This is a genomic window from Demequina aurantiaca, from assembly GCF_000975135.1.
In the GTDB taxonomy this organism is placed as follows: Bacteria; Actinomycetota; Actinomycetes; order Actinomycetales; family Demequinaceae; genus Demequina; species Demequina aurantiaca.
The window spans coordinates 142,313-156,524 of record NZ_BBRF01000003.1 but is presented as its reverse complement, the minus strand read 5'-3'; the positions used below and the strand labels follow the sequence as shown (position 1 = coordinate 156,524).

14 protein-coding genes are annotated in these 14,212 nt (G+C 64.7%); 12 read left to right on the top strand and 2 right to left on the bottom strand.

The features are described from left to right. Position 1 precedes the first annotated feature (1 nt). From AOP73_RS11070 to der, 8 genes are read left to right on the top strand one after another with little or no spacing between them, the layout of a single operon-like run. The gene (locus tag AOP73_RS11070; protein ID WP_061965954.1) at positions 2 to 871 is read left to right on the top strand and encodes a segregation and condensation protein A; all 870 of its coding nucleotides are present in this window, start codon (positions 2 to 4) and stop codon (positions 869 to 871) included. Continuing rightward, positions 864 to 1,421: an SMC-Scp complex subunit ScpB gene (scpB, locus tag AOP73_RS11065; RefSeq protein ID WP_061965952.1), complete on the top strand. Its 558-nt coding sequence runs from the start codon at positions 864 to 866 to the stop codon at positions 1,419 to 1,421. Before AOP73_RS11070 ends, scpB begins: the two co-directional genes overlap by 8 nt. Next, entirely contained in the window at positions 1,421 to 2,167 is a 747-nt protein-coding gene (locus AOP73_RS11060) for a pseudouridine synthase (RefSeq protein WP_061965950.1), read from the top strand. The genes scpB and AOP73_RS11060 overlap by 1 nt, the downstream gene beginning before the upstream one ends. Before the next feature lie 48 nt (positions 2,168 to 2,215). Further along, a complete protein-coding gene (gene aroH, locus AOP73_RS11055) occupies positions 2,216 to 2,578 on the top strand; it encodes a chorismate mutase (protein WP_061965948.1) in 363 nt (120 codons plus the stop codon). A 6-nt stretch (positions 2,579 to 2,584) separates the two neighbouring features. Further along, a complete protein-coding gene (locus AOP73_RS11050) occupies positions 2,585 to 3,655 on the top strand; it encodes a prephenate dehydrogenase (protein ID WP_061965946.1) in 1,071 nt (356 codons plus the stop codon). Next, positions 3,652 to 4,329 carry a (d)CMP kinase gene (cmk, locus tag AOP73_RS11045; protein ID WP_061965944.1) on the top strand — a complete coding sequence of 226 codons (678 nt, stop codon included), beginning with the start codon at positions 3,652 to 3,654 and terminating at the stop codon, positions 4,327 to 4,329. The genes AOP73_RS11050 and cmk overlap by 4 nt, the downstream gene beginning before the upstream one ends. Beyond that, on the top strand, positions 4,326 to 5,042 hold the full coding sequence (locus tag AOP73_RS11040) for a lysophospholipid acyltransferase family protein (protein WP_061965943.1): 717 nt from the start codon (positions 4,326 to 4,328) through the stop codon (positions 5,040 to 5,042). The genes cmk and AOP73_RS11040 overlap by 4 nt, the downstream gene beginning before the upstream one ends. Beyond that, positions 5,039 to 6,610, top strand: coding sequence for a ribosome biogenesis GTPase Der (der, locus tag AOP73_RS11035; protein WP_084626836.1), 1,572 nt, complete (start codon positions 5,039 to 5,041; stop codon positions 6,608 to 6,610). Before AOP73_RS11040 ends, der begins: the two co-directional genes overlap by 4 nt. Before the next feature lie 45 nt (positions 6,611 to 6,655). On the opposite strand, the gene AOP73_RS11940 is transcribed toward der, so the two are convergent. After that, positions 6,656 to 7,153, bottom strand: coding sequence for a hypothetical protein (locus AOP73_RS11940; protein ID WP_152650662.1), 498 nt, complete (start codon positions 7,151 to 7,153; stop codon positions 6,656 to 6,658). A gap of 388 nt (positions 7,154 to 7,541) precedes the next feature. Further along, complete coding sequence (locus AOP73_RS11025) at positions 7,542 to 8,210, bottom strand: DUF6318 family protein (protein WP_236683597.1); 669 nt, start codon at positions 8,208 to 8,210, stop codon at positions 7,542 to 7,544. 81 nt (positions 8,211 to 8,291) lie between these two features. Between AOP73_RS11025 and AOP73_RS11020 the strand changes: the two genes are divergently transcribed. From AOP73_RS11020 to alaS, 4 genes are all read left to right on the top strand, one after another. Beyond that, on the top strand, positions 8,292 to 9,623 hold the full coding sequence (locus tag AOP73_RS11020) for a replication-associated recombination protein A (RefSeq protein ID WP_061965937.1): 1,332 nt from the start codon (positions 8,292 to 8,294) through the stop codon (positions 9,621 to 9,623). A gap of 43 nt (positions 9,624 to 9,666) precedes the next feature. Then, on the top strand, positions 9,667 to 10,308 hold the full coding sequence (locus AOP73_RS12230; protein WP_061965935.1) for an SHOCT domain-containing protein: 642 nt from the start codon (positions 9,667 to 9,669) through the stop codon (positions 10,306 to 10,308). Positions 10,309 to 10,756: 448 nt separating this feature from the next. Continuing rightward, positions 10,757 to 11,383 carry a 30S ribosomal protein S4 gene (rpsD, locus tag AOP73_RS11010; protein WP_061965933.1) on the top strand — a complete coding sequence of 209 codons (627 nt, stop codon included), beginning with the start codon at positions 10,757 to 10,759 and terminating at the stop codon, positions 11,381 to 11,383. 148 nt (positions 11,384 to 11,531) lie between these two features. Next, positions 11,532 to 14,210: an alanine--tRNA ligase gene (alaS, locus tag AOP73_RS11005; protein WP_061965931.1), complete on the top strand. Its 2,679-nt coding sequence runs from the start codon at positions 11,532 to 11,534 to the stop codon at positions 14,208 to 14,210. The last annotated feature ends 2 nt before the right edge of the window (positions 14,211 to 14,212 follow it).

The window sequence follows — 14,212 nt, the reverse complement described above, 5'->3', positions numbered from 1 at the left end:
CGTGACCGCCGAGGCCACCGCCGCCACGCCCTCGCCTCAGGGCTTTGAGGTTCACCTCGACAACTTCGATGGCCCGTTTGACCTGCTGCTGTCGCTGATTGCCAAGCACCAGATGGAGATCACCGAGGTGGCACTCGCAACGGTCACCGACGACTTCCTGGTCACCGTGCGTACGCACGAGGGTGAATGGGACCTGTCCCAGGCGTCGGAGTTCCTGGTGGTCGCGGCAACGTTGCTGGACCTCAAGGCGGCACGGCTGTTGCCTCAGGGCGAGGTGGACGACCGCGAAGATCTCGAATTGTTGGAGGCCCGCGACCTCTTGTTCGCGCGCCTACTGCAGTACCGCGCCTTCAAGAAGGTTGCCGGCTCGCTCGGCGAAGCGTTCGAGAGCCCGCGTCGAGTACCGCGCGACGTGCCACTCGAGCCGCACTTCGCGATGCTGCTACCGGAGTTGGTGTGGCGAGTCACTCCGGACGACCTGGCTCGCCTCGCGGCGCACGCGCTACAACCCAAGGCGGCCGATGCCGGGGTCAGCCTGGCCCACCTGCACAACCCTGCGGTGAGCGTCCGTGAGCAGGCAGCCGTGATCACGAACAGACTTCAGCGCGACAAGGTGATGTCCTTCCGCGCACTCGTGCAGGACGCGGACCACGTCAACGTGGTGGTCGCTCGGTTCCTGGCGCTGCTCGAGCTGTTTCGCGAGTCTGTGGTGGCGTTCGACCAGATGCGCTCCCTCGGCGAGCTGACCGTGCGGTGGACCGGCTCCGACGCGCCCGTGGATGTGTCGGATGAGTTCGACGATGATCAGGTAGGTGCAGGCGACGATGTGGGTGTGGCACCATCGCCGCACCAGGGGAGTGAGAATGACTGACGTGACGCTTGACGTGAACCTCCGCGGAGCGCTTGAGGCCATCCTGATGGTGGTCGACGAGCCGGTGGCGCCAGCGGACCTCGCGGCGGCCATCGGTGAGCCGGAAGATCAGGTGCTCGCCGCGTTGCACACGCTTCGCGACGAGTATGCCGACGCCTCCGCACCCCGTGGATTCGAGCTCCGCGACGTGGACGGCCGATGGCGCATGTACAGCTCCAGGCTGTACGCCGATGTGGTGGGTGCGTTCGTCGTGGACGGTCAGAGCGCACGGCTGTCTCAGGCGGCGCTCGAAACTTTGGCCGTGGTGGCGTATCGTCAACCGGTGACTCGAGGCCAGGTGTCTCAGATTCGCGGGGTGAACGTTGACTCCGTGATGAAGACGCTGAGTGCTCGAGGACTGATCACCGAGGTGGGTGAGATCGGCGGCGCCGTCCAGTACGGCACATCGACTGAGTTCCTGGAACGCATGGGCGTTGCGTCTCTCGATGAGTTGCCGCCGCTCGCGCCCTACTTGCCAGAATTGTCCGACGTTGATGGAGAGGCACGCTAGTGGAGCTTGAGATTCACCGCCCGGAGGGCATTCGCCTGCAGAAGGTGCTCGCCTCGGCAGGCGTCGGCTCACGCCGCAAGTGCGAGGACTTCATCGAAGCTGGCCGGGTCAAGGTCAACGGCGATGTCGTGGACCAGTTGGGCGTACGCATCAACCCCGACGAGGTGGTCATCGAGGTGGACGGCAAGCGCATCTCCGTCGACGACTCCAACATCACCGTGGTGCTCAACAAGCCCAGCGGCGTCGTGTCGACCATGAGCGACCCGCAAGGCCGCCCCGCGCTCGACCAGTACGTCAGCAACTACACCGAGCGACTCTTTCACGTGGGCCGCCTGGACTCCGAGACCACCGGCGTGCTGTTGCTCACCAACAATGGCGACCTCGCCAACCGTCTCGCGCACCCCACGCACGGCGTATCCAAGGTGTACGTCGCCAAGGTCGAGGGAGTCGTGCCCAAGTCGATCTGCACCACCCTGCGCGCCGGGGTGGACCTCGACGACGGACCCGTGCGCGTCACCGACTGTGTGGTCCTCGACACCGGCAAGGACAGTTCGCTCGTCCAAGTTGAGCTACACGAGGGGCGCAACCGCATTGTTCGGCGCATGTTCGCCACCGCCGGCTTCCCGGTGCTCGAGTTGGTGCGCACGCAGTTCGGCCCCATCCGACTCGGCACGCTCGCGCCGGGCGAGGTTCGTGAGTTGGGCCGCGAGGACGTGGGCGCGCTCATGAATGTGGCAGGGCTCTAGCACGACAACCCGTGCGAACTGTCGGCACGTGCCCGATACGATAGGCCCATGACAATCCGGGCTATTCGCGGCGCCACCACGCTGACCGCAGATGAACGCGACCATCTGCACGAGCGCACCCAGGAACTGGTGCTGGCGATGCTCGAGGCCAACTCTCTCGACACCGACGCCCTGATCTCGGTCTTCTTCACCTGCACCCCGGACATTGTTAGCGACTTTCCGGCCGCCGCTGCCCGCGCGATCGACCTGGGCGCCGTACCGCTGATGTGCGCGCAGGAGATGGCCGTGCCGGGTGCGTTGCCCCTGGTTGTCCGCGTGATGATGCACGCTCACCTCGAGACGCCGCGCGATGACGTCCAGCACATTTACCTTCACGATGCCGTGGCACTGCGCCGCGATCTCGCGCAGTAAGGCGTCATGTCGATTCCTCAGCCGGCGGTTACCCCCTCGACCCACATCATCGGCGCGGGGCTGATTGGGGCGAGCATCGGCATCGGCCTGGTCGCCGAGGGCTGGTCAGTGACCATCGATGACAACGATGCGGACGCCGCCCGCCTTGCCCAGAGCATCGGCGCTGGTAGCCGTCCCTCGACTGACTTGAATCCCGAACTCGTCGTGGTCGCCGTGCCGCCCTCCGCAGCATCGGCCGTCGTGAGTTTTGCGCTTGAACACTGGCCCGATGCCACGGTCACGGATGTGGCGAGCGTTAAGGCGCCCATTGCTAAGGCCGCGCACGATTCCGGTCACGGCGATCGGTACGTCGGTTCCCACCCGATGGCGGGGCGCGAGGTTTCTGGAGGACTGGGCGCACAGGGAGACCTGTTCAAGGCGCGGCCGTGGGTGATCTGCCCCAACGGCAGTACCCAGGAGGCTCTCGCGCGGGTGAAGCAGCTGCCCGCCGCCTTGCAGTGCGACGTGGTGGTCATGGACTCCGAGGCGCACGATGCCGCGGTTGCGCGAGTGTCGCACGCGCCCCAAGTGGCGGCGTCGGCGGTTGCTGCCGCGCTGGGCACGCTGAGTCCCGCGGACGTGGCGCTTGCCGGGCAGGGCCTGCGCGACGTCACCCGTATCGCCGCGTCGGAGTCGGGCATGTGGGCGGACATTGCGCGCATGAACCACCACGCACTCGTGGCGACACTCGACCACATCATCGGCGACCTCGAGGATGTCAAGGAGGCGGACGACATCGGCGAGGCCCTCACGGACCTGATCGAGCGCGGACGCATCGAGGTTGCGCGCATCCCCGGCAAGCATGGCGGGGCTCAGCGTGACTACACCGCCGTCACGGTCATCGTGCCCGATACGCCCGGGCAGCTGCTGCGGCTCCTGGGCGACGTCGAGGCTGTGGGTGTCAACGTCGAGGACATCGCGATCGAGCACTCGCCGCGCCAGCCCGTGGGTCTGACCACGCTGTACGTCGTGAGCGCGCGGGCCAAGGAGTTGACTGAGATTTTGAGCGACAAGAACTGGGAGATTGCAGCGTCATGAGTGGAATTGTCATCGCGATCGACGGGCCCGCGGGTACCGGCAAATCGACGGTCTCGCGCGAGGTGGCGCGCCGCCTAGGTCTGGCCTACTTCGACACCGGTGCGACGTACCGCGTGGCGACCGTGTGGTGCATGCGCGAGGGCGTGAGCTTCGACAACCACTCGGACGTCACCGCGATGATCGAGACCATGAACGTCGAGCTGATTCTTGACCCCAACAATCCACGCTTCACGCTCGAGGGCGAGGACGTGTCCGCGATGATCCGCACGGACGAGGTCGCTCTCTCGGTGTCGCGCGTAGCGACCAACCTTGACGCGCGCGCTGCGCTTGGCCGCTTCCAGCGCGAGGTGATCGCGGGGGAGCGCACCGGCGGTTTCTCCGGGGGCAAGGGCATCGTCGCCGAGGGTCGCGACATCACCACCGTGATCGCGCCCGATGCTGAGCTGCGCGTCCTGATGACCGCCGACGACGAGGTGCGCGTGGCGCGCCGGGCCGGTGAGGGCGCCGACGTGGCGACTGTCCGCGAAGCAGTGCTGGGACGGGACAAGAAGGATGCCACCGTGGTGAACTTCCAGACCGCGGCCGATGGTGTGGTCACCCTGGATACGACGGATCTGACCATCGATGAGGCGGTGAACGCCGTTATCGCGCTAGCCCACGAGGTTCAGTCGTGAGCGGCAAGGATGCCCCCAGTGAGTGGGGTCCCCGCTGGTCGCGGTGGGTCGGACGCGGTCTCGCGCGCGGGCTGTGGGCAACCACCGTGCGTGGCAAGGACAACGTTCCCTCCGAGGGCGCGGCGATCGTCGTGGCCAATCACCTGGGCTTCATTGACGGCCCGGTCATCCACGGCGTGATTCCTCGCGGCTCGCACTTTCTCATCTCTGACCACATGTTCACGGGGCCCATTGGGCCGCTGCTCAAGGGTGCGAGCCAGATCAAGGTCGAGGGCGCCGGACGCACGGCCCTGGCGCAGGGGCTTGCTGTGTTGCGGCGCGGCGGTGTGGTGGGCGTGTTCCCCGAGGGCACGCGTGGCGCTGGGTCCGCGGACTCGGTTCACGGCGGTGCGGCATGGCTCGCGCTACAGTCCGGCGCACCCATTGTGCCCACCGCATTGATCGGCACCCGGCACACTGGCGAGAGCGTGAATGTGTGGCCGCGCCCTAGAAGGCGTATCCTCGTGGAGTTTGGCGAGCCCGTTGTGTTGGAGGCGCCCCCGGAGTTGAAGGGGCGCGCGAAGCAGTCTTGGGCCGAGAGCGAGGTGGCCGCGGCATTGCGCCGGCAGGTCACGGCAGCGCTTGCCACCACAGATCTTAAACTTCCCACCGATACCCCGGAACGGAGCCGCCCTCAGGGTGGTGGCAGTTCCGCACCAAAGGAGAACGCATGAGCGACGACCAGCAGGGCGGCAACCCTGACGCAGGCGATGCGTTCGATGACGAGTACTTTTCCGGGCTGAGTTCGGCGCCCGTGGGTGGCAGGGGAGACGACGCCGTTCCGGCGCCGCGAGACTCTGACCCCGAGGAGTCGATGGACGAGATCCGCGAGCACGCGCTGCGTGCCGGTCTCGAGGCCTACGACCTCTCTGAAGAGGACTTTGCGACGCTCGACGCCGATGCTGAGGCCGAGACCGAGGCTCAGTTGCCGACCATCGCGATCATCGGCCGGCCGAACGTGGGGAAGTCGACCCTGGTCAACCGCATCATCGGCAAGCGCCTTGCGGTGGTCGAGGACATGCCGGGCGTCACTCGCGACCGCGTGTCGTACCCCGCCGAATGGGCTGGCACCGACTTCATGCTGATGGACACCGGCGGCTGGGAGGCGAAGGTCGCAGGCCTGGACCTCACCGTCGCGCAGCACGCCGAAGTCGCCATCGATATGGCCGACTCGATCATCTTTGTGGTGGACGCGACCGTGGGAGCCACCGCGACCGACGAGCACGTCGTCAAGTTGCTGCGCGCGGCCAAGAAGCCCGTGGTGCTTTGCGCCAACAAGGTGGATGGCCCGCAGGGTGAACTCGAGGCCGCCGCACTGTGGAACCTCGGCCTCGGGGAGCCGTGGCCAGTCTCCGCGCTGCACGGCCGTGGAACAGGAGATCTGCTCGACGCCGCAGTTGCCTCGCTACCGCAGGAGATGCCGCAGGTCGACATCGACCCCGATGCGCCCCGTCGCGTCGCGCTGGTGGGCCGTCCCAACGTTGGCAAGAGCTCGCTGTTGAACAAGCTCGCTGGCGAGGAGCGGGTGGTGGTCAACGAGTTGGCTGGCACCACGCGTGACCCGGTTGACGAGATTGTAGAGTTTGGTGAGCGCAAGTGGACGCTGGTGGACACTGCCGGTATCCGCCGCCGCGTTCACATGTCCAAGGGTGCGGACTTCTACGCCTCGCTGCGCACCGGGGCCGCGATCTCGCGTGCCGAGGTGGCCCTGGTGTTGTTGGATGCTTCTGAGCCGCTGAGCGATCAGGACCTGCGTGTGATCACCCAGGTCGTGGATGCCGGCCGTGCGTTGGTGCTGGTGTTCAACAAGTGGGACCTGGTCGGAGAGGACGAGCGGTTCCTGTTGGAGCGCTCGATCGAGAAGGACCTGGTGCAGTTGTCCTGGGCACCGCGCGTGAACCTCTCGGCATTGACCGGCTGGCACACCAACCGGCTCGTTCCATCGCTTGACCTTGCGCTGTCGAGCTGGGATCAGCGGATCTCGACTGGCAAGCTGAACTCCTTCCTTGGTGAACTGGTTGCCGAGCACCCTCACCCGGTGCGGTCGGGCAAGCAGCCCAAGATTCTGTTCGCGACGCAGGCCTCCACGCGTCCGCCTCGCTTTGTCATCTTCACCAGTGGCTTTCTGGACCCGCAGTACCGTCGGTTCATCGAGCGTCGCCTTCGCGAGACATTCGGCTTTGAGGGCACGCCCATTCAGGTGTCGGTGCGCGTCCGCGAGAAGCGCAAGCGCACCAGGTAGTCGCTTGCAGGTGGTGGGTCGCAGGTGGCGGTTATCTGCGACTCGCTAGCGGCAGTCGCCGTTGAGGTCGCAGGCCACCAATTGCGAATGAGGGGTGCGCACCTCGATGGTGATCGGTGGTGACTCGCTAGTGATCGCCGTACCGAAGTCGACCCATTGGCCGTTGCCGATGCGGTACTGGCCGTTCCAACTTGTGCCGAGTGTCACCATGACCTCGCCCTTGTGGTGTGCGTAGGTGTGAGTCAGCGTGGGGTTGGGGTAGGGCGAACCAGGGTCGTCGGTGACGGTGGTTTCGCCATCGCCCCAGGACCAGGTGAAGTTCGACGGCGTTGCCCGGATCTGGACGTTCTCGCCCAGGAGGTTGGCGTTGTGGACTACGGGGGTGTCGTCGGCGAGGGCGATGGTGGGGACGTTTGCGTAGACCCACGCGGTGTCCGGCTGCAACTTCGCGTCCGTAGGTGTGGGGGTGAGCGTCGCCCACTCGTGCTGGATCGCTGCGAGTAGGGCGTCGGTGTTGTCGGCGCAGACGTACCAGGACAGCATCTGCCAACGGGACCAGGTGCCATCTGCTTGTTGAGTTCGCGAGAAGAGCGGTTCTTGGGCGAGCGTTCCATCCGGACACGGTTGCGCAATTGCAACGTCGCCTTCGCACCGGGGAGAGACGTTCGGGTCATAGTTTGGCCGGTTGCAGGCAGGGAACCTCAGATACTCCTTCAAGGGAGCATCGGCAGTGCCGGTGGAAGCAAATTCCGTAGAGCGAAATGGATGTTTCTTTCCGTTACGGAACGCGCCGACAGCGTATGAATGCTCCTGTGTTTGGGCCTGAGCGCCAAATCCGTTCTCGTCATATTGAGCGTTGGCAGAGGTTGAAAACAGCCCCATGATGGCAACCAACGCTCCGAACAAAATGGCGGCGAATTTGAGACGCATCTCACGCCTCTTCGACATCTACGTCGATTACTCGCCAGATGAGCCCGTCGGACTTCAAAAGTATGTAGTAGTTGAGGTAGCTTTTGGGCTTGACGCTCCGCTCCGGTTCTCCGGGCGCGGTCGCAAGTATCTCTGCCTCAATAGCTGGGTAGAGGACTACCACCGAGCCGTCGTCTTGTAGATTCGCTTCAGTAATCTCTGGGGCATGAGTGACTTCCCCACCCGTCACGATCCAGCCGTCGTCGCTATAGCGAAGCGCGTTGGCACGGCCGCTCTCGCAGAAGTCGCAACCAGGCAATGACAGCGCATCCCAGACTGCGGTGTCACCGGTCGCGAACATCTTCGGAAACTCTTGAATGAAGAACTCGGCGGTGACGACAGCACCTTGAAGGTCTGATCGTTCCGCGTTCTCGGGCAAGATCTCGAGCAATTCTTCGTCGGTGAGGCCCGCAGCATCGGCTGTCGGAGAGGCTGAGGGGCTGGCGGATGCGGATGGCGAGCCGCTCTCACTAGGCGACGTGACCGCAGTGGGAGTCGGCGTGTAGGTGGTGATCGGGTCGGACCCGCCACACCCAGCGATCCCTAGGGCAAACACGGCAATCGCGCTGCCGGTCGCAAGCGCCTTGGCCATGTTCTTCACATCCATGCCCACGACCATAGCGAAGTCCACCAACTGGCGCAGTCTGAAAGGTGAGGGTGTGGATAAAGCGATTCGCACCGACCACCCCCGCGCCGCGCATAGGCTGAAGCCATGGATCTGTTCGAGTCGGCGCACCGCACTGGCAGTGGCGTACCAACCCCCGGCGACAACGCGCCGCTTGCCGTCCGCATGCGCCCGCGCGAACTCAACGAGGTCGTTGGCCAGGCGCACCTACTAAACGAAAACAGCCCGCTGGTCCGCCTCATCGGCGACGACGCCCCGGCTACCTCCGTCATTCTCTGGGGTCCGCCCGGCACCGGCAAGACCACCCTCGCGTATCTCGTCGCAGGCAAGCGCCGCTTTGTGGAACTCTCGGCAGTGACGGCGGGCGTCAAGGACGTTCGCGCAGTGATCGAGGACAGCAAGCGCCGCATCGCGACAGGCGAGCGCGAGACTGTCATGTTTATCGACGAGATTCATCGCTTCACCCGCAGTCAGCAGGACTCGCTGCTGCCGGCGGTGGAGAATCGCTGGATTACGCTCGTCGGAGCGACTACCGAGAACCCCAGCTTCTCCGTGGTTGGACCGCTCCTCAGCCGCAGCCTTCTTCTGGTGCTCCAACCCCTCGCGGGCTCCGACATCGACGACCTCATCACTCGGGCCCTCGAGGATGAACGTGGGCTCGACGGCAAGATCACCATCGAGGACGAGGCGCGCGCACACATCGTCCGCGTCGCCGGCGCCGATGCCCGCAAGGCGCTCACGCTTCTGGAAGCAGTTGCTGACGCCGCGGCTCGCGCGGACAAGGTCATCACTGCTGAGATCACCGAGCGCACCATGGACACCGCGCTCGTCGCCTACGACAAATCGGGCGACCAGCATTACGACGTCATCAGTGCGTTCATCAAATCAGTCCGGGGCTCCGACGTTGACGCTGCCTTGCACTACCTGGCGCGCATGGTCGTCGCGGGGGAGGATCCGCGCTTTATTGCACGCCGTCTCGTCGTCCTGGCGGCCGAGGACATCGGCATGGCGGACCCGCAGGGACTGGTCATTGCCCAGGCGGCAGCCGATGCGGTGAGCTTCATTGGCATGCCCGAGGGCAGGATTCCCCTCGCCGAGGCAACTACCTATTTGGCCCTCGCACCTAAGTCCAACCGTTCGTACAACGCCATCGATGCGGCGATCGCGGACGTCCGTGCTGGCAGGGCGGGAGTTGTCCCCGACCACTTGCGTGACGCACACTACGCGGGTGCCGAGCGGGTAGGCCACGGCAAGGGCTACACGTACTCACACGATGCCGACCACGGCGTGGCCAATCAGACGTATCTCCCCGAGTCGCTGGCGGGGGAGCGCTACTACCGGCCCACGGATCATGGCTACGAGCGGGCCGTGGCAGAGCGGCTCAACATCATTCGGACGATGCTGGGGCGAGACAAATAGGCCCACTGCTGGCGCTGCCGAAAAGCAGCAGTAGAGTGTCGCCATGGCGAATTACGGACGCGTAGTCGGTGGCGACTTCCTGAACAGTACGGTGACGGCTTCGAAAGGCGGGAAGGTCGTCGTGCAGACAGGACTGAAGTGGCGCAAGTTGGGCCCCGAAAACGTGGCGGAGTGGGACGAAGTTGCCCCAGAGAATCAAAAGAATGCCATGCGCGCAGTCGGCACAGCGGTTGCGGGCGCGGTTCTCCCCGGTACGTTTGGCAAGGCTGCATCGGCCGCTGTTGGTGCGTCAATGGACTCAATGGGTCCATCGCATATCGTTCGCATTGACTGGACCGACGCCAAGAAGTCGCTGATTAAGCTCCCCGACAACATGTTCAAGCACCTTGAGCTAGTACTCGAGGGACTACGCGCTGTTCCCGCAGAGCCTATTAAGGTTGCGACCGAGGAAGTCGCTCGCCAGACACAAAACCCGACGGTGTCGGAACAGGCCTTCTCACTTATCTCGGGGATCATCAAGGACAGAATTCCTCCACGTGCAAATGATGGAGCTCCAACTGCGCCCGCGAACGGGCAATCGGATGTTGCTGAGCAACTCACTAAACTCGCATCGCTGCGCGACGCTGGCGTTCTTACTGATGAAGAGTTTGCGGCGAAAAAGGTAGAGTTGCTTGCCCGCTTCTAGCTTGGCTGAGGAGCAGAATTTCCTAGAGTCGCGACATCATCCGCAGCATGCTCGGTAGAGACACGTAGTGGCTTTCGGCACGTGCGCTGCCTATTGGTTCGATTCGGCACGTATGGACTCGGGTGTGCTTGTTGTTGGTCTAATCTGAACCGGCGGCGCCGAAAGCGACTCCGGTCGCGCCCACGAGCACAGTGCCAATACGGACCAATAGCGCGCGAGTACCTCCGGATCCGTGCGCAATCGGACCAATAGGTGGAGGGTGCTGAGGTGGAGGGTGAGGGGGGGTGTGGCGTTGAAGCCGCTGAAGCCCAGAGTTTGCTACCATTGACGAAGCCCTCGCGGGCGGTTGGCTGCTGTCCCCGCGAAAACTCACATATATGTATGGCAAACGAACACGCCTGCGTCACCACGACTCAGACAGCGCGTTCATCACTCTTAAGGATTAATTTTGACTTCAGTACAGCGCGCGCGCCGACAGGTACGCCTGTCACGCGCCCTGGGCATCGCCCTGACCCCCAAGGCCGTCAAGCACTTCGAGAAGCGCCCTTACCCCCCGGGTGAGCACGGCCGCACCGCTCGTCGTAAGGAAAGCGACTACGCCGTTCGTCTTCGTGAGAAGCAGCGTTTGCGCGCCCAGTACGGCCTGCGCGAGAAGCAGATGACCCGTGTCTTCGAGGAAGCTCGCAAGGAAAACGGTCTGACTGGTGAGGCATTCGTCGAGCTGCTCGAGATGCGTCTTGACGCGCTCGTCCTGCGCTCGGGCTTCGCCCGCACCATCCTGCAGGCACGCCAGTCGGTTCTGCACCGCCACATCATGGTTGATGGCCAGATCGTCGACCGCCCGTCCTTCCGAGTGAAGCCCGGCCAGACCATTCAGGTCAAGCCCAAGGCCGTCACGATGGAGCCCTACATGGCTGCCGCCGCTGGCGCGCACCGCGATGTGCTTCCCGAGGTCCCGGATTACCTGGACGTCTCGCTCGAGAAGCTCTCCTCCAAGCTGTCGCGTCGCCCCAAGCGCGCCGAGGTCCCCGTGACCTGCGAAGTGCAGCTGGTCGTTGAGTTCTACGCACGTTAAGAAACACGCGTAACTCGCACCATTAGAACTACATATAGCGACAGAACAACTAGGCTGTTCACCAGCCCAGGAGCGACTGTCACACCTCGATACGCACTGTCCCTGGGCAGTGCGTATCGTTGTTTAACCCCCGAGGAGAACCACCAAGATGCGCACTGCCGATATCCGCCAGCGTTGGGTCGATTACTACGCCAGCAAGGACCATCACATCGCGCCCAGCACGTCGCTGGTCTCCCCGGATCCCAGCCTGCTGTTTACCGTCGCCGGCATGGTCCCCTTCATTCCGTACATCATCGGCACGGAAGAGTCGCAGTACCCGCGCATCGCGTCGGTCCAGAAGTGCATCCGCACCAAGGACATCGAGGAGGTCGGCAAGACCACTCGTCACGGCACGTTCTTCCAGATGATGGGCAACTTCTCCTTCGGTGACTACTTCAAGGAAGGTGCGATCGACTACGCGTGGGACCTGCTGACGGGTTCCGAGGACGACGGCAAGTTTGGCCTCGACCCCGAGCGCCTGTGGGTCACCACCTGGGACGGCGACCAGGAGGCGCACTCGGCGCTGCGCAATATCGGCGTTCCCGCAGAGCACATCGTCAAGCTCACGCGCTTTGAGAACTTCTGGGACACCGGCCAGCCCGGCCCCGCCGGCCCCTGCGCCGAGTGGCACTACGACCGCGGCCCCGAGTTTGGCCCGGAAGCCGAGGGCGGCACGGTGGACCCCGGCGGCGACCGCTACCTCGAGCTGTGGAACCTGGTGTTCGACCAGTACCTGCGCGGAGCGACGCCCACCAGCGGCCACCCCAAGGACTACGAGCTCATTCACGAACTCGACAAGAAGTGCATCGACACTGGTGCTGGTCTTGAGCGCATCGCGTACCTCACGCAGGGCGTCAACAACATGTACGAGATCGACGAGGTCTTCCCGGTCATCCAGAAGGCCGAGGAAATGACGGGCATCGCGTACGGATCGAGCGAGGAGAACGACATCCGCATGCGGATTGTCGCCGACCACGTCCGCTCGTCCCTCATGCTCATCGATGACGGCATCAAGCCTGGCAACGAGGGTCGCGGCTATGTTCTTCGCCGCCTGCTCCGCCGCACGGTGCGCGCCATGCGCCTCATGGGCGTGGACGGCCATGCGCTGCCCGACCTCCTGCCCGTCTCTTACGACGCCATGAAGCTGTCCTACCCGCACCTCGACGCCGAGTTCCCGCGCATCGAGGCGGTCGCCTACAACGAGGAGGACGCGTTCCGTCGCACCCTCGTGTCCGGCACCACCATCTTCGACACCGCGGTGGCGGACACCAAGAAGGCTGGCGGCACGGTCCTGTCCGGTAAGGACGCGTTCGCACTGCACGATACCTATGGCTTCCCCATCGACATCACCCTCGAGATGGCGTCCGAGCAGGGCGTACAGGTGGACGAGGCGAAGTTCCGTGAGCTCATGCAGGAGCAGAAGGAGCGCGCCCGCGCGGACTCCAAGGCGAAGAAGGGCGGCCACGCTGACACGGCCGTCTACCACGGCATCAAGGACGAGCGCGGAACCGAGTTCAAGGGTTACGACGAGCTCGTGACCGCCACCCAGATCCAGGCGATCCTTAAGGACGGCAAGACCGTGCCGGTGGCGGTCGCTGGCGACACGGTTGAGGTCGTTCTTCCTCAGACCCCGTTCTACGCGGAGTCCGGAGGACAGGAAGCCGATGCTGGGGTGATCCAGTCCCAGGGCGGCACCTTGGACGTCCTCGACGTCCAGCGCCCCATCAAGGGACTTGTGGTCCACACCGTCAACGTCACCGAGGGGGAGATCGCCGTCGGTGACGAGGTCTCGGCCCAGGTGGACCAGGAGTGGCGCACAGGCGCACGTCAGGCGCACTCGGGAACGCACCTTGTCCACGCCGCACTGCGCGAGGTTCTTGGACCGCAGGCGCTGCAGTCGGGCTCGTACAACAAGCCCGGTTACCTGCGCCTGGACTTCAGCTGGCCCTCGGCGCTCAGCGCGGAGACCCGTAGCGAGATCGAGGAAGTCACCAACCGTGCCATCCGCTCGGACCTGGGCGTCAGCGCGCAGTACATGACGTTGCCCGAGGCGAAGAAGTGGGGCGCCGTCGCCCTGTTCGGCGAGACGTACGACCAGGAAGTACGCGTGGTCGAGATCGGCGGCGAATGGTCCCGTGAGCTCTGTGGTGGAACGCACGTGGAGCACTCGAGTCAGGTGGGCCTCGTGGCGGTCACGTCGGAGTCCTCCGTGGGCTCCGGCTCGCGACGCGTCGAGGCGTTCGTTGGCCTCGAGGCCTTCCAGAAGCTCGCCGCAGAACGGGCGCTGGTGAGCGAACTCACCACCACGCTCAAGGTGCAGCCGAACGAGCTCAAGTCTCGTGTCGAGAAGCTGCTCGAGCGCGTGGCCGAGGCCGAGAAGCAGCTCACCGGCTACCGCCAGCAGGCGATGCAGCAGGTGGCGGCGACGTTGGTGGACTCCGCGCAGGATGCCGGGGGAGTGCGCGTCATCGCGCACCAGTCCGTCAACGCGGCCGATGCTGACGACCTCCGCACCATCGTGACCGACGTGCGTGCTCGCCTCGGCGAAGGCGACCCCGCTGTCGTGGCTGTCGCCGCGGACATCGACGGCCGTCCGCAGATCATGATCGCGACCAACGAGGCGGCGCGCGACGCCGGACTGAAGGCCGGAAACCTGGTCAAGACGGCATCGGCGGTCCTGGGTGGTGGCGGTGGCGGCAAGCCCGACCTCGCGCAGGGAGGCGGCCAGGATGCCAGCAAGATTGGCGACGCTCTCACCGCCGTGACCGAGGCGGTGCGCACCCGCTAGCC

What these genes read in the sequence shown, in the direction of transcription:
- scpB (WP_061965952.1), top strand. Translation starts at nt 864, where the DNA reads ATGACTGACGTGACGCTTGACGTGAACCTCCGCGGAGCGCTTGAGGCC.
- aroH (WP_061965948.1), top strand. Translation starts at nt 2,216, where the DNA reads ATGACAATCCGGGCTATTCGCGGCGCCACCACGCTGACCGCAGATGAA.
- AOP73_RS11050 (WP_061965946.1), top strand. Translation starts at nt 2,585, where the DNA reads ATGTCGATTCCTCAGCCGGCGGTTACCCCCTCGACCCACATCATCGGC.
- cmk (WP_061965944.1), top strand. Translation starts at nt 3,652, where the DNA reads ATGAGTGGAATTGTCATCGCGATCGACGGGCCCGCGGGTACCGGCAAA.
- der (WP_084626836.1), top strand. Translation starts at nt 5,039, where the DNA reads ATGAGCGACGACCAGCAGGGCGGCAACCCTGACGCAGGCGATGCGTTC.
- AOP73_RS11940 (WP_152650662.1), bottom strand. Translation starts at nt 7,153, where the DNA reads ATGCTGTCCTGGTACGTCTGCGCCGACAACACCGACGCCCTACTCGCA.
- AOP73_RS11020 (WP_061965937.1), top strand. Translation starts at nt 8,292, where the DNA reads ATGGATCTGTTCGAGTCGGCGCACCGCACTGGCAGTGGCGTACCAACC.
- AOP73_RS12230 (WP_061965935.1), top strand. Translation starts at nt 9,667, where the DNA reads ATGGCGAATTACGGACGCGTAGTCGGTGGCGACTTCCTGAACAGTACG.
- alaS (WP_061965931.1), top strand. Translation starts at nt 11,532, where the DNA reads ATGCGCACTGCCGATATCCGCCAGCGTTGGGTCGATTACTACGCCAGC.